17 protein-coding genes and 2 pseudogenes are annotated in these 21,533 nt (G+C 60.3%); 10 read left to right on the forward strand and 9 right to left on the reverse strand.

What is annotated here, in order from left to right; genetic code table 11:
- Positions 1 to 130 precede the first annotated feature (130 nt).
- On the forward strand, positions 131 to 988 hold the full coding sequence (locus JMY24_RS28030; RefSeq protein WP_413231276.1) for a DMT family transporter: 858 nt from the start codon (positions 131 to 133) through the stop codon (positions 986 to 988).
- 226 nt (positions 989 to 1,214) lie between these two features.
- Positions 1,215 to 2,546, forward strand: coding sequence for an aminotransferase-like domain-containing protein (locus JMY24_RS28035; protein ID WP_128597100.1), 1,332 nt, complete (start codon positions 1,215 to 1,217; stop codon positions 2,544 to 2,546).
- A gap of 75 nt (positions 2,547 to 2,621) precedes the next feature.
- Here JMY24_RS28035 and JMY24_RS28040 read toward each other — a convergent pair whose 3' ends face one another.
- Entirely contained in the window at positions 2,622 to 3,380 is a 759-nt protein-coding gene (locus JMY24_RS28040; RefSeq protein WP_128597101.1) for a sulfite exporter TauE/SafE family protein, read from the reverse strand.
- A 340-nt stretch (positions 3,381 to 3,720) separates the two neighbouring features.
- Here JMY24_RS28040 and JMY24_RS28045 point away from each other — a divergent pair, with 340 nt between their 5' ends.
- The 4 genes and pseudogenes from JMY24_RS28045 (at position 3,721) to JMY24_RS28060 (ending at position 10,198) form a co-directional block, all read left to right on the forward strand.
- Positions 3,721 to 4,863, forward strand: a complete 1,143-nt coding sequence (locus JMY24_RS28045; RefSeq protein ID WP_164853746.1) for an acyltransferase family protein — start codon at positions 3,721 to 3,723, stop codon at positions 4,861 to 4,863.
- A gap of 9 nt (positions 4,864 to 4,872) precedes the next feature.
- A pseudogene (locus JMY24_RS28050) lies at positions 4,873 to 5,265 on the forward strand (nitrilase-related carbon-nitrogen hydrolase); the annotation flags it as partial.
- 383 nt (positions 5,266 to 5,648) lie between these two features.
- Positions 5,649 to 8,846: a BTAD domain-containing putative transcriptional regulator gene (locus tag JMY24_RS28055; protein ID WP_201703311.1), complete on the forward strand. Its 3,198-nt coding sequence runs from the start codon at positions 5,649 to 5,651 to the stop codon at positions 8,844 to 8,846.
- A 452-nt stretch (positions 8,847 to 9,298) separates the two neighbouring features.
- Entirely contained in the window at positions 9,299 to 10,198 is a 900-nt protein-coding gene (locus JMY24_RS28060; RefSeq protein ID WP_128597104.1) for a tetratricopeptide repeat protein, read from the forward strand.
- A gap of 246 nt (positions 10,199 to 10,444) precedes the next feature.
- Here the strand turns inward: JMY24_RS28060 and JMY24_RS28065 are convergent, their stop codons facing one another.
- The gene (locus JMY24_RS28065) at positions 10,445 to 10,801 is read right to left on the reverse strand and encodes a hypothetical protein (RefSeq protein WP_128597105.1); all 357 of its coding nucleotides are present in this window, start codon (positions 10,799 to 10,801) and stop codon (positions 10,445 to 10,447) included.
- A 458-nt stretch (positions 10,802 to 11,259) separates the two neighbouring features.
- Here JMY24_RS28065 and JMY24_RS38540 point away from each other — a divergent pair, with 458 nt between their 5' ends.
- Complete coding sequence (locus tag JMY24_RS38540; RefSeq protein ID WP_236597542.1) at positions 11,260 to 11,454, forward strand: type 2 periplasmic-binding domain-containing protein; 195 nt, start codon at positions 11,260 to 11,262, stop codon at positions 11,452 to 11,454.
- A 250-nt stretch (positions 11,455 to 11,704) separates the two neighbouring features.
- On the opposite strand, the gene JMY24_RS28075 is transcribed toward JMY24_RS38540, so the two are convergent.
- On the reverse strand, positions 11,705 to 12,817 hold the full coding sequence (locus tag JMY24_RS28075; RefSeq protein ID WP_128597106.1) for a hypothetical protein: 1,113 nt from the start codon (positions 12,815 to 12,817) through the stop codon (positions 11,705 to 11,707).
- A gap of 251 nt (positions 12,818 to 13,068) precedes the next feature.
- Between JMY24_RS28075 and JMY24_RS28080 the strand changes: the two genes are divergently transcribed.
- The gene (locus JMY24_RS28080; RefSeq protein ID WP_128597107.1) at positions 13,069 to 13,305 is read left to right on the forward strand and encodes a hypothetical protein; all 237 of its coding nucleotides are present in this window, start codon (positions 13,069 to 13,071) and stop codon (positions 13,303 to 13,305) included.
- Positions 13,306 to 13,311: 6 nt separating this feature from the next.
- On the opposite strand, the gene JMY24_RS28085 is transcribed toward JMY24_RS28080, so the two are convergent.
- The 5 genes from JMY24_RS28085 to JMY24_RS28105 all read right to left on the reverse strand — a co-directional run bounded on the left by JMY24_RS28085 (position 13,312) and on the right by JMY24_RS28105 (position 18,472).
- Positions 13,312 to 13,629, reverse strand: coding sequence for a hypothetical protein (locus tag JMY24_RS28085; protein WP_128585792.1), 318 nt, complete (start codon positions 13,627 to 13,629; stop codon positions 13,312 to 13,314).
- Between the two features lie 722 nt (positions 13,630 to 14,351).
- Entirely contained in the window at positions 14,352 to 15,581 is a 1,230-nt protein-coding gene (locus JMY24_RS28090; protein ID WP_128597109.1) for a YncE family protein, read from the reverse strand.
- Positions 15,582 to 16,219: 638 nt separating this feature from the next.
- Entirely contained in the window at positions 16,220 to 16,741 is a 522-nt protein-coding gene (locus JMY24_RS28095; protein ID WP_128597111.1) for a hypothetical protein, read from the reverse strand.
- 49 nt (positions 16,742 to 16,790) lie between these two features.
- A complete protein-coding gene (locus JMY24_RS28100) occupies positions 16,791 to 17,438 on the reverse strand; it encodes an MFS transporter (protein WP_236597543.1) in 648 nt (215 codons plus the stop codon).
- A gap of 179 nt (positions 17,439 to 17,617) precedes the next feature.
- Positions 17,618 to 18,472, reverse strand: a complete 855-nt coding sequence (locus tag JMY24_RS28105; protein WP_128597115.1) for a class I SAM-dependent methyltransferase — start codon at positions 18,470 to 18,472, stop codon at positions 17,618 to 17,620.
- Between the two features lie 131 nt (positions 18,473 to 18,603).
- Between JMY24_RS28105 and JMY24_RS28110 the strand changes: the two genes are divergently transcribed.
- Positions 18,604 to 19,542, forward strand: a complete 939-nt coding sequence (locus tag JMY24_RS28110) for a LysR family transcriptional regulator (protein WP_128597117.1) — start codon at positions 18,604 to 18,606, stop codon at positions 19,540 to 19,542.
- Positions 19,543 to 19,867: 325 nt separating this feature from the next.
- On the opposite strand, the pseudogene JMY24_RS28115 reads toward JMY24_RS28110, so the two are convergent.
- Positions 19,868 to 20,317: pseudogene (locus tag JMY24_RS28115) on the reverse strand (FUSC family protein); the annotation flags it as partial.
- A gap of 153 nt (positions 20,318 to 20,470) precedes the next feature.
- Between JMY24_RS28115 and JMY24_RS28120 the strand changes: the two are divergent.
- Positions 20,471 to 21,430 (forward strand): LysR family transcriptional regulator, encoded by a 960-nt coding sequence (locus JMY24_RS28120; RefSeq protein WP_201703312.1) that lies wholly within the window; start codon positions 20,471 to 20,473, stop codon positions 21,428 to 21,430.
- The last annotated feature ends 103 nt before the right edge of the window (positions 21,431 to 21,533 follow it).

Below are 21,533 nucleotides of genomic sequence, written 5' to 3' on the forward strand. Positions count from 1 at the left end.
TATTTCAATTTTCGAATCGACCTCGGCGGACTAATCTGCATGGATGGCAAGAACATCGACACACAATGCAAGCTTGAAGCCCCATTTGCGCGACGCGGATCGCGTGCCGCTGCCCTTGCTCGAGGCGGGGATGGTCCTGACATGGAGTTCCGGCTTTGTTGGAATGCGGTTTTCGGCGGATTACGCGCCAGTACTTCTGGTGTTGCTATGGCGGTTCATAACGATTTCTGTCTGTCTTTTTCCCTTCGTCGCTCGGGAGATTCGGAGTGCGCCTTGGCCCGTTTTGATTCGGCAGTCGACCATCGGCGTATTCGCGACGGCGGGCTATCTCGCCGGCGTCGCGAGAGGAATCGAGCTCGGGGTTCCGACCGGTCTCGCCGCCCTCATTGCAGACTTGCTACCGGTTGGCGTAGTAGTTATTTCGACCTGCGTCTTCCGTGAGCACAGCCCAAGAAGTGTGTGGGCCGGATTAGCGCTTGGCCTTGCAGGGATGCTCATTGTCTGTCGCGACGCAGTCGCGCTCGGAACAGCGCCGGCATGGGCATACGCACTACCGGTTGCCGGTATGATTTCGCTCGCGGCGGCTACGGTTTGGCAGCAACGATCAACGGCTCGCGCAGGAAGTTTGAGCCCACCGGGCATGCTTTGGCTGCAAAGCGTCGTCTCCTGCCCGATCTTTCTATGGCTGCAGGCATCGCACGGCAATGTCATGCCGATCGCAACCGTGGGGTTTGCTGCCAGCGTCGCGTGGACTGCCATTCTGGCGACGCTTGGCGGATGGGGCCTTTACTGGACGTGTCTACGGCGGTCCTCGTCTGCTCGTGTCACGAGCGTTCTCTTTCTGAGTCCTCCGATCACGCTAATCTGGGCATGGGCGATGTTTGGCGAACCACTCTCATGGCCCATGGCGATCGGAACGGGAATTTCCGGCCTTGGGGTCCTGCTCGTTGTGCGACCCGACCGTGCGAGAGGCAGGCAGGCTGTTTGACGACGGACTTCGGTGAACCGAAGGATTGCGTCCCCCAGTCTTAAGGGAGAGCCGGCCCTTCTAGATATGCACAAGAGACCGGCATGAGAAAAACCCCGCGTCAAAGCCGCTGTCTCGCGTTAGACGATGGCGCGATATTCGCCATCGCCCGGATCAAGAGGTTGTACAGGATCATTGTAGGGCCGATAATCACTACAATTAAATCATTGTCATGGATGCATTGACCATGCCTGAGGCCCGTTATAAGCGGGTGGTTGACCGCCTGGCGGCTGACATCCGCGATGGCCGTCTGCTTCCCGGTACGCGTCTGCCGACGCACCGCGAGCTGGCTGCTCAAGAGGGACTGGCGCTGGTCACCGCGACGCGCGTCTACGCGGAGCTTCACACGATGGGTCTGGTGAGCGGCGAAACTGGCCGCGGCACCTTCGTCAGGGAGCCACTCCCTCGCGGTCAAGGCGTCGATTTGCACGCCTGGAGCGCCGTTACGATCGACCTGAGTTTCAACTATCCCTCTGCGCCGGGTCAGACAGAGCTTCTCCGGGCCGCGTTGCGCCAGCTCGCCGCGGCTGGCGACCTGGAGTCGCTGCTTCGATACCAGCCGCACGGCGGTCGCGAACACGAGCGCGCTACGGCGGCACGCCACCTGGCGAATCGTGGTGTCACGGCAACGGCCGGAACCACGTTGCTCGTGAGCGGCGCGCAACACGGATTGACGACGGCCGCCATGGCACTGCTCGAACCCGGCGACGTGGTGGCAGTGGACGCGCTGACCTACCCCGGGTTCAAGCTGGCCGCCGAGGCCGCTCGACTGGAACTCGCGCCGATCCCGGCCGCAGGGCGTGGCCCCGATCTCGACGCACTGACCGCTCTGTGCAAGCGACGACGCGTACGCGCCGTTTATGCAATGCCGACGCTGCACAACCCTCTTGGCTGGGTAACGAGCGCGAGCCGACGCCGCGAGCTTGTCAGTATCGCTCGACGGCATGGACTGATCCTCATCGAGGACGCCGCCTATGCATATCTCGCAGAAAATGCGCCGCCGACGTTGGCATCGCTTGCTCCGGAGCGGACGATCCATGTCACGAGCTTGTCGAAGAGTGTCGCGACAGGTCTGCGCGTCGGCTTCGTCTGCGCACCACGCGAATGGATTCCCAAACTTGAGCGCGTCATCCGCGCGACGACGTGGAATACTCCCGCAACCATGACGGCCCTCGCCTGCAACTGGATAAACGACGGCACGGTGGCCCGGCTCGAAGACGAGAAGCGGCAGGATGCCACGCTGCGCCAAATCCTCGCCGCAGAAGCACTCGGCAAGCTTAAGACGGTGAGCCATCCGGCTTCCTACTTCATCTGGGTTCCTCTGACGCAGGAAGTTCGGGCTGACGCGGTTGCGATGGCGCTGATGCGCGAGCGCATTTCTGTGTCAACTGCCCTACCGTTCGCGACATCGACCCATGTACCTCATGCCATCCGCCTCGCAATCGGGTCCGTCGATCTGCCCACACTGCGACGATCGCTGGAAACAGTGGCCCGGGTTATTACCGAACTGACCTACTGACCTACTGACCTGCAGGCGCAAGAGCGCAGTCTGTCCACCCGGATTGTCTGGGCTATTGACTTGCATACCGTGGACTCATCGAAGGTAGCCTGATACGCCATCCCACAGCAGCTTGGCCGCCGTGAGTATCAGCAGTCCGTAGCAGGCACGATACATCTGCCGCTGGTCCAACTTTGCGTGCAAGCGCCACCCCAGCCAGACGCCAGAAGGAACGGCAAGCAGGCAGATCGCCATTAACGTCCAGACCGCGGCGGTCGGCCTGGCGAGAGCCAACCATGGTGCCGCCTTGATGATGTTTCCTACCGTGAAGAACAGGCTGGTAGTGCCGCCATAAACCTGTTTGCTAAGGCCAAGCGGTAGCAGGTACATCGCCAGCGGCGGGCCGCCGGAGTGCGCCACCATAGTGGTGATGCCCGACGTGAAGCCAGCGGTGACAGCCTTGGATGACGATCGCGGACGAACCGCGGTTTCTCCGCCGCGTAAGACCCACATGCCGACAAAGATCAAGGTGACTGCTGCCATCGCGATCCCAATCGCGCGGTGGTCCAGCACGCTGAATAACCCATAGCCAACCGCAATACCGATTACCAGCCCGGGCAGCAGCACAAGTAGATCGGGCTTCGACCACGTGGATGGCTTCCAGTAACGGAGGCTGAAGAGATCCGTCGCGATAAACAAAGGGGCAAGCAAGCCTCCCGCCGTCACCGGATCCATCACGAGCGAAAGCAGCGGAATACCGACGATGGCAAAGCCACCACCGAAGGAGCCTTTCATGAAGCAGATGAGAAAGACACCTGCGAAAGCGACGAGGATTGTGGTGGTGTTCAGTTCCATGTTGCCCATTTCCTTTCATCGACCAGGAGCAAGGACAAGCGTAGCCCGATGAATCATGACAATCAAATTATTGTCATGGATACAAATGCCATTTAATACATTAGATGACCAGGCAAACTGCCGAATGTTTGCTTGCGGCCGGCGTATGCCAGACGAGGCCAGACGAATGCGAGAGTCGCATCGCCATACCCTGTCGATCACACTGTCAACTAGTCCCTCCGGTGCGGTCAAAAACCTGCTCCCGTTCCGGAAAGCCAACAGGTGCCGGCGCGCGGCATGAATTCATGCGATCGGTAGGCCATCGGAAGGTCATGCCGATCCAAGCTCAGCCCGTAGTTCATTGCTGCTTGCCCTGTACGTCTCGGGGCGCACCATGCTCGACATGGGAGGGGCTGTGTTCATTCTTTCAACTTTCGCGACCATCAGGGCTACGCATCATCTGCCAAATTATTTTTCTTTCAGCGGAAAGCGCTCGCTGCATGTCGACGTCGCCAAAGGCATCGCGATGCTCGGAATTGTTGCAATTCATAACCCAATGCTGCTTAAGCACGGTGGCGGAGTCTTTGATGCACTACTCGCGTTCGCGTTACCGGTTTTCTTCGTAGCCACCGGAATGTTTATTCGTGAGGACGCGCAATGGCGCGACGTCATTGCGACGCGCTCCAGGTCTCTGCTCCTGCCCTATGCAGCAGTGGTTATAGCGCAGGCTTTGTGGCAAATGCCGCTGTCGATGTCCCGCGCTGCGCAGACTGTCTCTGGGGCGCTGTATGCGTCGGGCGCGACGGTTCCCTGGGTAACGCTATGGTTCCTGCCTCATCTCTGGTTGGTGTCGATCTTGGCGTACGTGGTCACGCGGCTGACGCGACGCGTGGCCTATCGACGCGCGATATGTGGCTTGGCTGCAATTGCATTGATTGCAACAGGAAGCTGGGCGTTGCACCAATTCGATCGACCGGACGCGCCCGCTCAACTTCCGTGGAGCATCGATCTACTGCCTCTTTCGCTCGCGTTCGTGCTGGCCGGCCATGTGTGCCGCCGCTTCCTGCTGACTCTGCGTCCGAACAGCTGGCTAATCCTGTGCGTCGCTGCAGCCTTCGTCTTTGTTCAGGCTCTACCTGGGTCGTCGATGGATCTGAACCTTCGGCGCTATGACAACGCAGGACTCACGACTCTATCCGCCTTGCTTGGCTGTTATCTCGTGTACTCGATAGCGTCGTTGATCGGGGACGTTCCCGGTGTCGGGCGAACGATGAGCGCAATTGGCCGCGCAAGCCTCATCGTATGCATCGTTCACTTTCCGGTTCAACAGCTTCTGCTTCAACACGCCGGACATGCGCCAATGCATCCGACGATGCTCCTGGCCGCGTCCCTATCCGTGGTCTCGGTTGGAATATCGATGCTTGTCAATTACGCGATCCAATGTTCTAGCCGACTCAATTGGCGACGGCATAAGGTGTACGAACGTAGTTTCTCCAACTTCTAATTGATAGATATCCAGATCTACTGTGCACCGACAGCGGACAGCCGCCCCACGTGGGTCTCATCCATGCAGCACATTGCGATGGAAGGCCGTTGTTTCGTTCTCTCTGCGTGCCAGCATCTACGGCGCAGCGATGCCCCGGACAGCTATGCGGCGGTCCAGGGCAATGATCAGAACTCCGTTCTGATGCGCGGCGGCAGTTGCATTGTGGCGCCTCTCGGCACGGTGCTGGCCGGCCCCGTATTCGATGAAGATGCGCTACTCGTTCAGGACCTCGACCTTGGTGACCTGGCTAGAGGCAAATTTGACTTCGATGTTGTCGGCCACTATGCACGCCCGGACGTCTTCCGCCTTCACGTGAACGAGGCGGCAACGCCGCCCGTTCGCTTCGAGCAGACCCCGTAACCGCTTCGCTTACGATTGGCGGCATTCAGCCTGTCCTTGTGACGACCGGCGATCGTCGCCATACGGAGAGCGCATCAAATCCACCGTTGCTGAAAGTGTCTTGACATCTCCCCGAAATCGATTAGAAATCGTATCGATAGGGTCCTGCGATTGTTCCCGGCTTGACGCGGAACGATACGCTGGGCGCCTCTGCTTGAGCCGTCCACCGCAATAGGTAGGGTTGCACTAGTTGCCTCGGACGTGCCGGCTGCACGTGTCTGATTTGAGCGGAAGCGTGGCGGAACGCGACCTTCCGGGGACATTCCGGTACGGCGAGTCGGCCAATAGTGCTGAGTTGGCGCACGAGATCCGGGCTGTCTCGTGGCCGACGCAGGTAAGAGCAAATGGCGAACAGCAAACCGCTACTCGCGAAATTGACACGCCCACGATTGCACCGGACCATTGCCCGGCCGCGCCTTTTCGCTCTGCTCGACGCGCAGCAAGACCACGCGATCACCTGGATCACCGGTCCGCCGGGCGCTGGCAAGACTTCGCTCGTTGCGAGCTATCTGGCCACTCGCCGTTTGCCCGGCATATGGTTCCAGGTCGACGCGGCCGACCGGCACCCGGCGACGTTCTTTTTCTACCTGCGTGAGGCCGCGCTTTCCTGCGTGCACGGCAAGGGCGCAGCGCGTCTGCCGCTGTTCACGCCCGAGTTCGAGGCAGACCCGGTTGGGTTCGCGCAGAACTGGTTCCGGGAGCTCTTCGCCCGGCTGCCCGACAAGGCTGTGCTCGTGCTCGATAACTATCAGGAGGCGGGCGCAGGCACGGTGCTGCACCGGATCGTCGAAAGAGCAGCGCAAGAGCGGCCCGAACGCATCCGGTTGATCATCATCAGCCTGACAGAGCCACCGCCTGAGCTCGTCAGGCTCGTCGCAAATGAGAAGCTTGCGGTCATCGGATGGGAGCAGTTGCGGCTGACCCTCGCCGAAACCGCCGAAATTGCGATGACCAGGCACAGCCTGGACAATGAGTCTCTGCAGCTATTGCAGCGGCAGTCGGACGGATGGGTCGCAGGGCTGATGCTCATGCTCGAGCGCATTGGGCACGCCAGCGTCGCATCGGAGTCATTTGCACCTGAGGCGACTGAGGCCGTCTTCAACTACTTCGCCGGTCTTGTGTTCGACCAGGCGCCCGCGCCGATGCGTGACTTCCTGATGCGGTCAGCGTTTCTCCCCAACATGACCGTGGAGACCGCGAGCAGAATTTCGGGCCGCTCAAACGCGGCAAGCATTCTCGACTTGCTCTATCGCCGACACATGTTCACCGAACGGCGCAGCGGTGCGGAGATCACCTATCAGTACCACGCGCTCTTTCGCGAGTTCCTGCTCTATCGTGCACGGCAGGTGTACAGACCGGCAACCTGCAAAAGGCTCGCCGCACAAGCCGGTCGTGTGCTCGAAGAGCGAGGCCAGATTGAACAGGCGGTGGCGCTCTATTCGCTCGCGAATGAGGGCGAGGCTCTGGTCCGTCTGATTTGCGAACATGCGGACAGTCTATTGAGCCAGGGCAGGCACCGGACCCTTGAAGACTGGATCTGCCTCACGGACGAGAGCGTGCGCAAGCGCGCGCCCTGGCTCACGTACTGGCTCGGCGCTGCTCGCATGCCATTCACTTCTGACAACGCCCGTGCCGCGTTCAAAGACGCTTTCCGGTGTTTCAGGCAGGAGCACGACGTGGTCGGTAGTCTGATGTGCGCCGCGGCGGTGATCGAAACGTTCTTCCTCGAACGGGCGGAGGACCTTCACCCGGCGGACGAATGGATCGACGCGTTCGAGGACGCACTCGAAAAAATCCCGCATGCGCTGCCCCCCTCTCTGGAAGCGCGGCTTGTACCTTGTTTGCAAGGAATCATCTTTCGTCGGCCCGATCATCCGAAGCTGCCTCAATGGGTTGAGCGAGCCTGGCATTTGCTCTCGACGATGTCGGGTATCGAGCAGCGTCTGAGGACGGGTGCGGTACTGCTCATGCATCACGTGTGGCAAGGGGATTTCCCGAAGGCCGCGCTTCTCTTGCGCACGGTCGAGCAATCCCCGGTCGAAGCGGACGTCGCACCGCTCCCATTGATCTGCTGGCGGCTGCAACAGGCTCGCTACCACTGGAGCACCGGCTCTCCGGCCGAGGCTCTCTCGCTTCTTGACGCGGCTCTTGTCATTGCACGCGAAAGCGGCGTGCACGCGATGGACCGCTACATCCATGCGCAACGAGCGTATGCCTGCCTGGCGGGGCGCCAGTTCGATGCAGCGGAGCACAGCCTGAACGTCATGGAGAGTCTGCTTCAGACCGGCGCAGGACCGGACACTGCGCTTTTCAATTTTCTGAAGTCTGGCCGCCATCTGCTCGACGGCGATCTGGACGCAGCAGTGCAATATGGCGAACGCAGCCTGACGGCTGCGCTCGCATGTGGCATGCCAGTCGGCGCTGCGCTGTGTCGGAACGCTCTGGCTCAGTCGTTGATCTGTACCGGGCAGTGCGCGGCGGCGCAGACGCATCTGGACGAGATGTTGAAGATCGCAAAGGACATGCGTAGCCCGCTGTTCGAGCACGCCGGTCTGCTCCTCTCCGCATACTGCCGGCTTCAATCCGGAGACACTCAATCCGCGTTGGATCCTCTTAGACGCGGATTGAGCATTGGCTGCACGCATCAGTTCTGCTTCATCCATCCGTGGGCGCGCCCGGAAGCGATGCAGCGCCTGCTCGCGTTGGCGTTGAAAAACGGCATCGAGTGTGAATATGTGCGCGCGTTCATCAGGCGCGAACGGCTGCTTCCCGAGTCGCCCGACGTCGACCCCTGGCCGTGGGCCATTCGCGTCAACACCTTTGGTGGACTGACCGTGTTCGTCGACGATGAGCCACTGCGCTTCAATGGTAAGCCACAGCGCAAGCCGCTTGAATTGCTTGAGGCCATCATCGCTCATCCGGGCCGACATGCCCCGAAAGTCACACTCATCGATCAGTTGTGGCCCGCCCTCGAAGGGGACTCAGGACAAAACGCATTCGAACTCGCGTTGCATCGACTGCGCAAGCTGGTGGGCCGCGACGATGCCGTCGTCATGCAGGACGGTTGCGTTACTCTCGACGCGAAACAGTTCCGCGTGGATACGTGGAACTTCGCGCGCCTTTGTCAGAAGGTCGAACAAGCCACCTCGCCCAATACCGATGCAACCGGATGGGCGCAGTTGGCCGACGAACTCCTGCTTCTCTATTCGGGCGAGTTTCTGCACGGCGAGGACACTCCGTGGGTCATCGCCGCCCGGGCCCGATTTCAAAGCCAATTCACCCGGGCGATAGCGAGCGTCGGGCTCGAGCTACAGCGCCTTCGCAACTGGCCCGCCTTGACGAGCCTTTCGCGACGGGCCGTCGAGAACGATCCTCTCAACGAGGAATTTCATCGTTCGTTGATCTTCTCGCTGAGTGAGCAAGGCCGTATCGCTGAGGCCCTGGATGCATACCGTCATTGCCGGCAGATACTGTCGGTCACACTCGGCATAGAGCCTTCTGCGTCGACCCAAAACCTGTACCAGTCCGTCCGGACGCGATAGACGCACAGGTTTGCCGCTCCGCCTGAGCGATCAGAAGGCTATTCGAAGGCCGCCCTGACCGATCCTATAGCAATGGCGCGCTATGACAGCGGCGCTACGCAAAAGTCGGGAGATCGGTAATGAAGCCAAACACAAACAGGCTGGCCGCGATGTCCGTCGCGCTCGTCGCGGCAAGCGGAGCCGGTATAGTCAATGCAGGTACAGCGGCAATGTCGGTTGAAGACTCCATCGATGTCACCGCGGGTCGACCGACCGTCGTCAGCACATACCGTGCGCCGCCATCCATCAGGTTACCGTCGAGTGGCGCGAGCGCAACGAACAATCCGGCGTTTGCCCAATGCCTGCCCGACCTTTACTGCGCCCTCGTCCCGGCCTTTGCCTCTGCCTCAACGCACGCACACGACAAAGCCGTCGGTCCCTGACGGTCTGTCGCCGTGGCACTGGGAAACAGCATGTCTTACTACTCAAGTCACTGGATCACCGCAATGTTCCTGATCTGGAACGGGGCACGCATACTCGCCTATCTTCCAACCATAAGGAAAGTGATGACGCGCGACGCTGACGTTCGCAGCTACAGCCTCGTTTCGTGGGGAATCTGGTTTCTAAGTAACCTCACCTTCGCGCTCATGCTTCTTGAAGTCAGCGGAGGCCAACCCAACGAAATGTTCTGGGTTAACGTCGGCAATACCATAATGTGCATGATCGTCTGTGCACTGGTGTTACTGAAGAAGCTAAGGTCACGTTCTCCGCGAATCGTCCATGGCGGGAGTACCTCACTGTCAAAATTAGAGGGCGAGCAGCTCCGTGAACACGGCGACACGCTAATGCGGCTCTGCCAGTATGAAGGAGCGGTCCGCGCGTACGACGCTTTTCTAACTCACGTAGAGGACGATGCCGTCGTTTTCAATGAGGCCATCTGCCTCGAAAAACTCGGGCGCCGTGCTGAAGCACTTCCTCTTTATCAGAAACTCGCACAGAGCAACAAGCTATGTGGACTTATAAAGGGCAGTAATTGCCTCAGCGCACTGGGCGACGATGCTGAAGCCTTGGACTATGCCACCCGGGCGACCCGCCTGGCGCCGGGCGATCCTGCCGTGTGGATTGCATTAGGCAGCGTCTATCTATCATCGGGTGCATGGCAGGATGCCATCGACAGTTTTTCCCATGCACGCAAGCTCGACCCTATCGATCCGACCGCGGCATACAACCTCGCGTTGGCGGCCGTGCGAATCAATGACGCCGGTCTCATCAGCGAGGCATTGCTGGCATGTTCGTCGCCAGCTTCTCTCGACGATTCGCGCAGTCGACTTCTGGGCTCTTCCCCGAGCGCAGTATCTACACTTGTGCACTAGCATACGATTCATGACAAATTCGTCTCGCGACACGAGATCGCGAGAGTGGGCACGGCAGCCAATTGCTAGATACCAACCGCTCAAAGGTTCAAGGTGCGCTCGGCACACATGCAGTGCAGCCGTGCAGTTGCCGCGCACTGGAAAATCCGCTGAATGCGAAGTTCCAGCATTGCTGGTATTTCAACCGGGGCAAAAACGAGCGCGCTCTTTCGCGCTCGACTTAACTGGCATTCTTCCATCCGGCATTTACTCACCCGTCGTCGGATTAGCGGCGTTCGAGGCATCCTCGCCCACGCAACGCTCCAGGGCGCTGATTGCTTCCTCGGCTGCCGCTACTATTTCTGTGCACTCCCCGTAATGTCGAGTGTGCTCCAGGCTTTTGCACCCTCCATACCTTTTGACTTGCGCCAGATCGGTGCGAGCCTTCTTCAGTGCCGCAGCCGGCGATCCGCTGTCCTCAACCAGTTTTGCGATATCGAAGATCGTGCCGGACTGCAGTTCCACATAGGTGGGACAAACCGGTTTCGATTGACCCTCCAGCACTAATCCGCCACAAGCAGCGAAGGCGAGCAATCGTGCGACCCCACCAGTCAACTTGCACATAGCAACCTCCCGCCGCCCCATGCGCCAATGAGGCGACATTCGCACTCCTGGCGTTGAGAGTAAGCAGAATCTGCGAAGCGCCAGGATGCATCACTACATCCCAGAATAGCTGGCTTAGGGCCAGTTTCCAGAGTACTGAGCTGATCGAAATGGAACGACTCGGATCCATAGACGAATTGTTATTGCAGGCATGCCGAGCGTCGCCTGTACCGTCTGCCGCTGGTCCTGGTCGGCTCGCGCAGCTATCTGCAGCGGCGCAAGCTGCCTCAAAGGCCCGAAGACCTCGCCGCATTCCGCTTCGTCACGATACTTGCATCGATCAGCGAGCCAGAGTTGCGGTTCCGGCGTGATGGCGATGAGATTGCAGTGCCACTGGAACACGACGTGTCGACGAACAACGCTGCACTCAACAAGGAACTGGTGTAGGCGGCGCCGGTCTTGGCGCGCTGCCTCTCACGATGATCGGCAAGGATCTGGACGACGGCCGGCTGGTCCGGCTGCTGCCTGGCTTCGAGCTGATAAACGGCGAGGTCGAGCTGAAGCTTGCGTACCGCGACCGGAGCTTGATGACGGCGAAGGTCCGGGCGTTCGTCGACTACGCGACGTCGCATTTTGAAGCGCGCACGCTGCGGGAGTTAAACGCTCTTGGCTAGTTTTCCCGATAGCGGTGGGAACAGACCGGCGCCGGGGCGCCAGCATGAAGCGGCCTCCACGCGCGGGGCAACTCGGCCTGATTGCCTGCCAGGGATGCGGACTGCGGTCGCTGGGCGACGGGCGAGCGCGCCCGCCTCTACCGGCTGGTCGACGTGGTCAACGTGATCGGCTATCGGTCGACTATCGGTCGATGCGAGCGGGAGGTGCTGCGCGCAGCACCTCCCCACGCCGATCGCGCTGTCTCAGTGCTTACACATTTGGCGTCGCGCTTTGCGGGTCCGTCGGCGTGGCGGCATCGGGACTCTGAAGCGGCGGTGCGTAGAGGATCACGTTGGGCAGCCGCGGGTTGGCAGTGTCGGTGCTATCCCGCACGCGCGACTGGATGGTCGTGTTATCCGTCACGCCCCAGAAGTTGTTCGTGAAGTCGAGCGAATGAACCGTGGAAGCGTTGTAAGTGCCGTGAGACTCGATCACAAGGCGATTCCCATTCGGTGAATCCTTCTTGAAGAGAAACGAGTTCCGTTGCGCGATGCCGGAGGGCGCCTGTCCATTGGCCGGGAACGCGTCGATTAGCACGAGCGGGTCGACCATGTTAATGAACAGGTTGTTTTGCACGAAGACCGACGGATCGAAAGCGAAGGCCGCGGAGTCGACGAACGTATTGCCCTTCACGATCGCGGACCTGCTCAAGCGCGGGTAGCCGTTCGTGCCGGCTTCATAAGTCGTCACCCCACTGCGAACGATCGGCGTGACGTTCAGGTGCGTGGCCTGGCTGTTTGTCAGCGAAAACGGTGCGGCGTCGTTGATCTGTACGAACGCGTCCTGCAACACCGTATGCGTGATGCTGACCGTGCCGCCACCCGCGTCTTGCGCCAACGACGTGTTGGCAGCCGTCACGCCCAGCAGTTGGACCGGACCCTGGCTTCCCACATTGAGCGTGCCCGCCACGTTGATGATGCCTTTCGTCGGAATCGTTCCCACACAATCGGCCGTGCAGGGCACTGAGCGGTAAGTCTCCACCACCGTATTGTCGGGGATCGTCAACGTGACGCCCGGCGCGACCCGCACCGTACCGGCGAGCAAATATGGAGAGCCGCTCGCCGGCCACGTGGTGTCCGCGGTGATGACGGTTCCGTCGGGAATGACCGTCTTCGGCTGCACATAGACATATGCCGTGACGAGATTGCCGCTCGCGTCGGTGCAGACTTTTGTAGCGTCCGTCGTGTACGGGCCGTCTGTACATGCTTTGGGACTGGTGGACGAAGGTGCAGACGATGCCGTGGTGGCGTTGCTGCCGCCCCCTCCGCCGCCGCCACAGGCAGCGAGCAAAAGGGCGAAGAGAAAACCTGGATATTTTTTCATGTGGAGGTCCCCGTACCGCGCTTATGTTTTTGAACGTCGCTGGTGCGTACCGCGTCAGCGATTCGTGCGACGGATCTTCACACGCCGCGCCGGCGCGAACTGCGGTCTGGGACACAAAAGATCGCGATTGGCGATGTCGCTGCCTGGCGACCTCGCGCGACCTTCAGGCATTGCGTGTGCTCTCTTTTGCCTGCGGCGCGGTGACGGTCGCTTCGCCCCAGCGAGGGGGTCAACTATCCAGGGAGCTAAACATGCGAGGCATTCAATTGATGCTTGTACTTCTGGCCGCATTGGCCGTTTCCGGTACGGCCAGTGCGCAAGCGGGCGGCAACGGCAACGGCGGATCGGGCGGCGGCAACGCACACGGCGCGGCGACGGCGGCCCCGACTGCCGGAGGAGACAACACGTCCGCGCCGACCAGTACCCACTCGAGCCATCATCGTTCACACAAGCACGGCAAGCATCAGAAGCAGCCAGAATCGCAGTGAGCCAGGCTAATGGAGTATCGCTCCTTCAGGTGCGGCGAGCATACGGGAACCGTCCTCTGCCGCCGCCAGCTCCAGTTTTAGCCGAGCCACGGCCAGCACGCGCAGAACATCCGTGTTGACCATCAGCTCGTCCACCGCCGTCAGCATCAAGTCGGGATAATCGCGGAACTGTGCGAGCCTCGCCAGTTGCCCCTGCATGTCAGCGCAGAGCTGCGTCACTTCGTCTGCAATGCTCTCGGACGAGACCGGCGCCCCCGGGGACATGCAATCCTCGAATCCCTCACTAGCCAAAATTTCCAGAAGGACCGTCTGATATCTGCTCATTGTTGATTTGCCTCGCTGCAAGTGCATCAACTGTAGCTTGGAGTTGCGCAAGCAATTGCCGGAACAGGAGCGCTGAACCCGCCTAATTCACTAACGCATGACAAATCATTTGAAGTAGATGCCACATCAGGTTGGCATTGAATGTCCGATGTGCCCGACAAACGGTCGGATTTTTTGGCCGCCTTCGAACGTCAGCAAAGGCCGACACGCGTGCGCCGAATATCAGTGGGTTTTGGAGTAAATCAGTCGGCCGAACGACCGCTGGCCAGGTAAGGCGAGCGGCAGAAAGTGAGCCGACCAGCGACGCGTACGGTCGCCTGGAGTCGGCCCGCTTCGGCCTGTCGGCACAGCACCCCTTCAGAGGCCGCTTCGAGGGGCGGATTCAACCGGTGGATGAAGCACACTAGAAGCCATTCACGCCGCGTGGTGTGCTTCGACGTGCGCGACATTCAAGCCATGCTTTTTCATCGGGTCATCAATCTTCCCGATGACGTCGGACGTCTACTTTTGATGAACATCGGCTTGCGTCTGAAGCTTTAGAATTTATACCCGTACTTCTTCGAAACGGCGCCATCGGTTCTATTTTCGCGCTCGTCAACCGAGTGCTGATGGGATTGGTCGGGCGGCGAGACGTATCTCCAGGTCGGCACGCCGCCTTTCAGTCTGCTATCACATGGCGCCTGAAGATGTCGCGCAAGTGAAGCCTGAAGCTATGCCGCGCCTCACCTGGCGGCGAACACCGACACCCCGCCATTGACGAACCCGTTTGCCGCGCAACCCGGACACCCCGCCGGCGATGTCGCGGAAGAGTATGGAACGAAAATAAGCCCGGTCGCCGGGTCAATCGCAACTGAATGCGCGTTATTGCCCGTATTGAGGCGGGCGACGACACTGCGGTTGCCGGCGTCGACGATAGTCAACACGGGAGTGCATGGCGACGCGGCCGAGCACGCGCCGTTGGTCGACGCATTGCCAGAAGACGTCCACCGGCTCGCCGCGTTGTAGTAGCGATTGGTGGGCGCATCATATTCGAGCTGATCGCCGCCGCCTGCGTTCAGGGACGCCACGAGCGCACCGTTCGACCGGTTGAAAATCTGCATGAGCAACGGCGCGCCAGTCGTACCTTCCCGGCATCCAACCGCGATATCGCTTCCGGGTCCCAGTGCCAGCCCGGTAGGATCACAATTGCCTTCGGGGTACATCGCGACGCCCGAAAGGGTTGTGTAATTTTGCGTGCCACCGTTGGGTATGGCGCGAATCGACGCCCCCGGCAATTTCACCAGTTCGCCATGAGGATTCGCCGTGCTTCCGTCAACGTTCACATAGAAGTTGTCGCTCGCGACGTCGTACCGGCACGCTTCGAGGCCCGCGGTGGGCTTGCCTGCGAGGTCCGTGAACGTCACCTTGGCGACGACGGTCTGCGTGGACGTGTTGATGAATGTGGCGAACGGGGGCGTCTCTTCCGGGCTGGAGATCATGAAGATGCCATGCGTGGGATCCAGACAACCTTCATCTGCGCGCACGCCCGTCGCGCTAACCGTGATTTTGCTCGTCACGACGCCCGCTGCGGGATCGACTACCTTCACAGAGTTCACGTCGCCCACGTAGATGAAGTTGCCGACAGCCGTCGCGCCGTCCGGACCCGCCTGCGAATTCGGCCCCGGGCCAAGTCCCGTGAACGCGAGTGGCCCGGTTCCCTGGATAGCCTTGACGAAGGTCTTCGACGGTATGTCGATTTGATCCAGAGATGCGTTATTTCTGTCAGTGAAAAAGTATCGGCTACCTGAAACAACGCCGATGTCGAATGAGAAGTTTACGCCTGCCTTAATGTTGGGGACCGCGATATCCGATACGTAATGCGGCACGCTAGGGTTGAGTTGATCCCCGCCACAACCTGCAATCGCGATAGCCGCAGATGCCAACAATGCATTCGTCCACATGTACTTCGGCATCGTACACCTCCCATCATCGTCGTCGGACTAGACCTACCTCAACCGCGCGCCGAAAGAGCTAGACGCTGCTATAGCTTAGGCATTTCTTTACGCAGCTATCCTTATCGTTTTCCCAGGTAGTAGGTGTTGTGCTTCAGATTTCCATAAGATTTGATATCTCGCCCTGCGCATACCCAACGTTCATGCTCGACACTTCGTGCTTCGCACACATCGTCGAATGCCACGAAGTAAAGCGGATCGGAGCCGATGATTGACGCACAGCAGTCGCTCGAATGCCGCTGTCTCGACGATGGTGAGCGGCAGCGTCTGGCCGACTCCTGTCGAGCGGTCAGTGTCGAAAGCGCCCTTCCGTTATAACTACGGCTACAACTACCAGGGAGACGATACGAACCTCTCTTCCGCTCATCGGCCATTGCGGTCAATTGGGCATAGCATCTTCGGTGCCGCTGGACGGTCACCGCGCTCGTGCGCCTGTGAGTCTTCGCTGACGGTCCGTATGGGGCCCGCCCATCACGACGTCAGGCATTCCGCTCGGGCAGCATTACCGATTTGAACGCTGTCGCGCGCAACACGCTCAGGACTGTGCAGAAGCGTCCCACGGTCACGCCGCCTCCTGACAGGAGGCTATGCGTTTAATGTCATGACTTACGGAAAGACACGTGGCTCGGGGCCGCCTTGGGCTCAGGGCGCAGCATCAAAAAGAAGGCGGAAACATGCGTAATCATCAGTAAAGGCACGTAGATAATCGGAATCGCGTACGTAGCGCCCAACTCCCCCGCGCGCGCAGGAAGACCGGACTGGATAGCGTGATAGTAGTCGAGGATGAGGTCGGTCGCCCCCACAAGATTGAAGGCTACGACTAACAACCAGAACAGTGGGCGTACCCGTGCTGTGAGTAGCGCCAGCATCGCCAGAACGCCCGTTGCCAGGTCACCGTATGCGGCGAAGACTGCGAAGCCGGAGGGCAGATTGGGACTGACGACACCCGGCAGAATAAAGACCAGCCCGAAGAAACGGAAGCTGTGCAACGCAGCGATGGCGCGTTGCGCTTCGAATGAGTCCACCGACCTTAGCCTCGGCCAGACATATGCACGGAAGAAAAGCAGCCACGCGACATATCCCAACACGAGTTGTAATTGGAAGAGAAGCTCCGGTGACATGTTGCCTCCTGACAGGTGTTGTCTGGCGCATTGAAAGCCACGATGGAGATCAGGCGGCGCGTCGCCGGATCAGTTGGCGCAGCGACAGCGCGTGCAGCAGGATCGACCCTGGCACCACGAACGCAGGAGTCAGCGCTTCTGGATAACCGCCGGCGCCGATGCTCGGCATGCTCGGAACGATCAACTGGAACGGGCCGGGCGAGGTGATCATCCCCAAGGTAATCGCGACGGCGAAGTCGGCGAGGCCGAAGATGTTCCAGGCGATCGCCGCCTTGCGCCCTCGAGCCGCACCGCTCGCCACCGCGATTGCCACCGGCAACGCGAAGAGGCCGGTCAACACATCGCCAATTCCCGCGGGCAACGCGAACACGCCCGGCAGCAACCCATGCAGCCAGGCAGCGAGCGCCCAGCTGCCGAATACCCGGTAAAGCTGAAGAGCGACAAGCCAGCTCGCCGGCATCGCGTCGAGCACCCGCCCCACCCGCTTCGACAACAGCAGCAGCGGCAGGCCGATCATCAGCGGCATGAAGATCGCCAACGGCAACAACGGCAAGGGTGAGGCACCCGTGCGGAAGGCGCCATTGATCGCCACGCTCCAGGCAACAGCGAACCAAAGCGTGTCCGGGATCATGACCGCGAGCCAGGTCGTACGGCGTTCACCCGGCGTGAGGTCGGTGCTTTCGAGGCCGAGCCACAAACCAACCGCGATCAACGCATGGGCCGTCAACTGATGAGCTGTGGTCGGAACCCCGCTGGTCGGGATAATCGGCTGCCAATAGATCAACACGATCCATAGCGCCACCAACGGGATGAGCCAAAGCAGTCTGCGCCACGCGGGACCTCGCGGGGCGATTGCAACGGGGACGGAGACGGCGGTCATGAGCGGTTCTCCAGGTGATTTGCAGCCTTCGGGGATGCGGCCTCGAACACCGCTGTCAATATGCCGAGTCGACCTTCGAGGAGATTTCGCCCGAGGTTGGCGGCAAGCTGGGCGAAGTCCAGCCCCATCACCACGTCCAGATTGGGCGAGGGCGGCGGCCCTGACGCGCGGAGCTGGGCAAACCATGCCTTTGCGGTCTCGGTGTCGTCTTGCAATGCCAGTGTGTGGAAGCCTGCTTGTTCGATCGCCGCGTGAGTCGCGTCGGCTGTGAGGAGAAAGCTCGTTGCCGGCGTCCGCGCCCAGGGAACGGGATAGTGCGGCTCGCCGCCGTTTGCGACGACGTCGAACGTCGCAAACCTGCCGCGTGGCTTCAGCACGCGTTGGATCTCCCGATAAAGCCGTGTGCGCTCCGCGATGTTCATCGCTACGTGCTGCAGAAATACGGCGTCGAAATGCTCGTCGGCGAACGGAATTTCCAGCGCGCTGGCGGCACGGAACGACACCTGTTCGCTCTGCCCGGTGCGCTGGGTGAGATAGCGTGCGGCATCCACGAACGGCTCGCTGAGGTCGATGCCTGTCACCCGGCAGCCATAGGTTGCAGCCAGAAAACGGGCCGGCCCGCCAATACCCGAACCGACGTCCAGCACCGACATGTCAGCGGTGATTCCGGCCAATCTGGCAAGCTCGCCGGTGGCCGCAAGCCCACGAGTGTGAAACTGGTCGAGGCCGCCCAGTTGCTGGGGTGTGAGCGGCTGATCCTCCGGTCCAAAAACCGAGAGCGCGATCTTCAGCCGCTCCGTCAGTCCGGTCGCACGATAGTGGTCGCGCACGCCATCCAGTGCATCGTTCATTGCAAGGTTCCTCCACGGTCCTGACGGGTTGTCCAGGGCTTGCGAGTCGACATCTGCACGACTCCTTGCCCACAGGCATAGGTGTACCATCGTCTCTCGCGAGCGACTATTCATCACAATGTTGACGGGTTATGAAGCGGATCTTCACAGTCAGGCAGGGCGCGCTTGATGGCGTGGAGGCGTTCCTGTGCGTGGCTCGGCATCGTAGTTTTCGCAGGGCAGCCGCGGAACTCGGCGTGACGCCGTCGGCGATCAGCCAGGCGGTGCGTGTGCTGGAAGAGCGCATTGGCGCCCCGCTCTTCATACGCACCACGCGTAGCGTAGGTCTGACCGAAGCTGGCGAACAATTTCTTTCGCGCGCAAAGCCTGCCTTCGAGGAACTCGTCGCCGCGAGCGACGTTGCGCGTGATCTCGGCCAGCGGCCAACCGGGTTGTTGCGTCTTTCAGTGCCGCGCGCGGTGGTGCCACTCCTGCTGGATCCCCTGATTGCATCGTTCCACCGGGCTTATCCCGAGGTCGAAGTGGAGATCGCCGCAAGCAACGAACTGATCGACCTTGCGACTGAAGGGTTCGATGCCGGTATCCGGCTGGGTCAGTTCGTCGACGCCGACATGGTCGCGGTGCCGTTGACGCCACCGCTTCGTTTCGTCGTAGTCGGCAGCCCGGCGTACCTCGCAGGGCGCAGCCGGCCGGAGCACACAGACGATCTGCGGCAACACGCGTGCTTGCGATGGCGCAAATCCAACGGCGCGCTCGCGCTATGGTCGTTCAACAACGGCGGCAACGCGATCGAAATCGCGGTAAGCGGCCCCTTCATCGCCCATGACTTTCCCACCATGCTCGGTGCCGCAGTGGAAGGTTTAGGCCTTGCCCAGCTACCGGAGCCGATGGTCGCCGAAGGACTGCGAACCGGAAAACTCGTAGAAGTGCTGGAGCGGTTCGCGCCGGTGATACCGGGTGTGTTTCTCTATTATCCGAGCCGCCGGCAGATCATGCCGAAGCTGCGCGCGTTCATCGATCATGTGAAGAGCCGCCCTGCAGGTCAGGGCGAAGTCTCGCGTACAAGATAGCGACCGGCATCATTCGGGCGAAGGCCCCTCCTCTCCGTGGAAAAAATCATGCGCTGGATGTGTACGGCGAAAAGCCACCATCGCGAGCAGCGCAGAAGTCTATACCAGTGGATCTCGGCTCTATACGCCTTGTGAACTCCATCTATAGGACCGAGCTCGACTCGTCCTTATAGCGTTGTTCTCATTAGTAAGCCTACTTCGGTCAATCGAAACGAACAGCATGTTCGTCGCTGTCGGTGCGCATGACTGCGGACAAGTGGAAGCTGGCGATTGCTATCGGTATGGTGCAAGTTCCAGTGTCCTTGCGTACGTCTTTGTCGAGCGAAAGCACGTCGACAGCGAACGCAGTAAAATCCCCATAACGGACTTGCAGCGCTTGCAGCAGTGCAAGACCGGAGCGCTGAGGCACAATCAACGCGCTTACTGCGCGTGAGCAGATGATCCCGACTCCCGCTTCCGCCGCACGCGTCAGTGCCGCGAGGAAAACACCGTCGGGCGTCGCGACATTCGGAATGCCGATCAGCGCTGCCGTGTAACCCGCGAGAACAAAGCCGTACCACCTCACATGCCGATACCGCACCGCCGCCGCGATGCACGCGCTCACCCAGGCGATCATGCCGAGCGCGTGCAGCGCAGGCTGGTGGACGAAAAGCGCGCCGGGCACCACCCCTGCTACTGCCCCCACCGCAGTTCCGAGACATCGGTAGAAACTCTTGACGAGCACCATCCCGCTGAACGGTTGCATGAGCACAAAAACGGTGGTCATGGCGATGCGCTCGCGCAGACACCGGCAGGCAAGGCGCCGCATGTAGGGGCATGCGATGCGGGCATTATGTGGACGTCTTGGGAACCTCTCTTTCAGATCGAACAACAATGAGCCGATCAGTCGAGCGGACAATGCGGCCTTTGCCGTGAAATAGAAGGATCGATGGATACCTTACAAAACATGCGCGTATTCGTGCGCGTAGTGGAGGCCGGCAGCTTCACCGCCGCCGCTCAGTCCTTTAATTCGACGACCGGCGCCATGTCACGCGCGGTGTCCGAACTCGAGGCCCATCTGCGCACGCGCTTGCTGAACCGCTCCACGCGCCGTCTCGCGCTCACTACGGCAGGCGAGCTTTATCTCAAGCGATGTCAACAAATTCTTGCGGACGTCGACACAGCCGAGGAAGAAGCAAGCCGCGCCCACGAGCGCCCGAGCGGTGCGCTCCGTATGCATAGTTTTGCGAGCATTGGCCAGCATTATGTGTTGCCGGCGATCTCACGCTATCGCAAGCTTTATCCGGATGTGACTGTGGAACTGACGTTGTCGCAACGCATGCCCGATCTCTTCGAAGGCAGCGCGGATGTCGCGGTGATTGGAGCGTCGGCGCTACCCAATTCCGACCTCGTGTCGCTTCCGCTTGGGACGACTTTCAGCATACTGTGCGCATCGCCCGGGTATGTCAGTGCGCACGGTGCGCCGCAGCGGCCGGCGGATCTCGCTGATCATGAGTGCCTGATTCTGCATACGCCCGCGTTTGCGCCGCACGAGTGGGTACTCGACGGGCCCAACGGCAGTGAAGCGATGCAGATCGACGGTCCGGTACAGGTCAATATTGCGGAGTCGCTAGTCGTAGCGATCCAGGAAGGGATGGGCATTGGCATGGTGCCGCTTTACGCGGCAATCGCCGGATTGAGGGATGGTACCTTGGTGCGCGTATTGCCGGACTACACGCTGCAGAAGATGAACGTTTATGCGCTGTATCCGTCGCGGAAGTTTATCGACGCAAAGACGAGGACATGGGTCGAGTTTTTGCGCACGCATTTGCCAAAGGTGATTGCCCGCGATGAGGCGTTGCTGGCAGAGATTGGCCGAACCGATAACGGGAGCGATGTGCTGCCGTGAGGCTAGCGTGCGGCGATATCTGCAGAAAGTCCGAAGGTAGGGGTTTACCCAAATCCAAGAACAATCTTCTGCAGACAGACCCCTTAATTTTAAGCGTCTGCTT

This window comes from Paraburkholderia kirstenboschensis, assembly GCF_904848585.1.
GTDB classification, from domain to species: Bacteria; Pseudomonadota; Gammaproteobacteria; order Burkholderiales; family Burkholderiaceae; genus Paraburkholderia; species Paraburkholderia kirstenboschensis.

What these genes read in the sequence shown, in the direction of transcription:
- JMY24_RS28035 (WP_128597100.1), top strand. Translation starts at nt 1,215, where the DNA reads ATGCCTGAGGCCCGTTATAAGCGGGTGGTTGACCGCCTGGCGGCTGAC.
- JMY24_RS28040 (WP_128597101.1), bottom strand. Translation starts at nt 3,380, where the DNA reads ATGGAACTGAACACCACCACAATCCTCGTCGCTTTCGCAGGTGTCTTT.
- JMY24_RS28060 (WP_128597104.1), top strand. Translation starts at nt 9,299, where the DNA reads ATGTCTTACTACTCAAGTCACTGGATCACCGCAATGTTCCTGATCTGG.
- JMY24_RS28055 (WP_201703311.1), top strand. Translation starts at nt 5,649, where the DNA reads ATGGCGAACAGCAAACCGCTACTCGCGAAATTGACACGCCCACGATTG.
- JMY24_RS28080 (WP_128597107.1), top strand. Translation starts at nt 13,069, where the DNA reads ATGCGAGGCATTCAATTGATGCTTGTACTTCTGGCCGCATTGGCCGTT.
- JMY24_RS28105 (WP_128597115.1), bottom strand. Translation starts at nt 18,472, where the DNA reads ATGAACGATGCACTGGATGGCGTGCGCGACCACTATCGTGCGACCGGA.
- JMY24_RS28095 (WP_128597111.1), bottom strand. Translation starts at nt 16,741, where the DNA reads ATGTCACCGGAGCTTCTCTTCCAATTACAACTCGTGTTGGGATATGTC.
- JMY24_RS28030 (WP_413231276.1), top strand. Translation starts at nt 131, where the DNA reads ATGGTCCTGACATGGAGTTCCGGCTTTGTTGGAATGCGGTTTTCGGCG.
- JMY24_RS28090 (WP_128597109.1), bottom strand. Translation starts at nt 15,581, where the DNA reads ATGCCGAAGTACATGTGGACGAATGCATTGTTGGCATCTGCGGCTATC.
- JMY24_RS38540 (WP_236597542.1), top strand. Translation starts at nt 11,260, where the DNA reads ATGATCGGCAAGGATCTGGACGACGGCCGGCTGGTCCGGCTGCTGCCT.
- JMY24_RS28065 (WP_128597105.1), bottom strand. Translation starts at nt 10,801, where the DNA reads ATGTGCAAGTTGACTGGTGGGGTCGCACGATTGCTCGCCTTCGCTGCT.
- JMY24_RS28120 (WP_201703312.1), top strand. Translation starts at nt 20,471, where the DNA reads ATGGATACCTTACAAAACATGCGCGTATTCGTGCGCGTAGTGGAGGCC.
- JMY24_RS28085 (WP_128585792.1), bottom strand. Translation starts at nt 13,629, where the DNA reads ATGAGCAGATATCAGACGGTCCTTCTGGAAATTTTGGCTAGTGAGGGA.
- JMY24_RS28075 (WP_128597106.1), bottom strand. Translation starts at nt 12,817, where the DNA reads ATGAAAAAATATCCAGGTTTTCTCTTCGCCCTTTTGCTCGCTGCCTGT.
- JMY24_RS28110 (WP_128597117.1), top strand. Translation starts at nt 18,604, where the DNA reads ATGAAGCGGATCTTCACAGTCAGGCAGGGCGCGCTTGATGGCGTGGAG.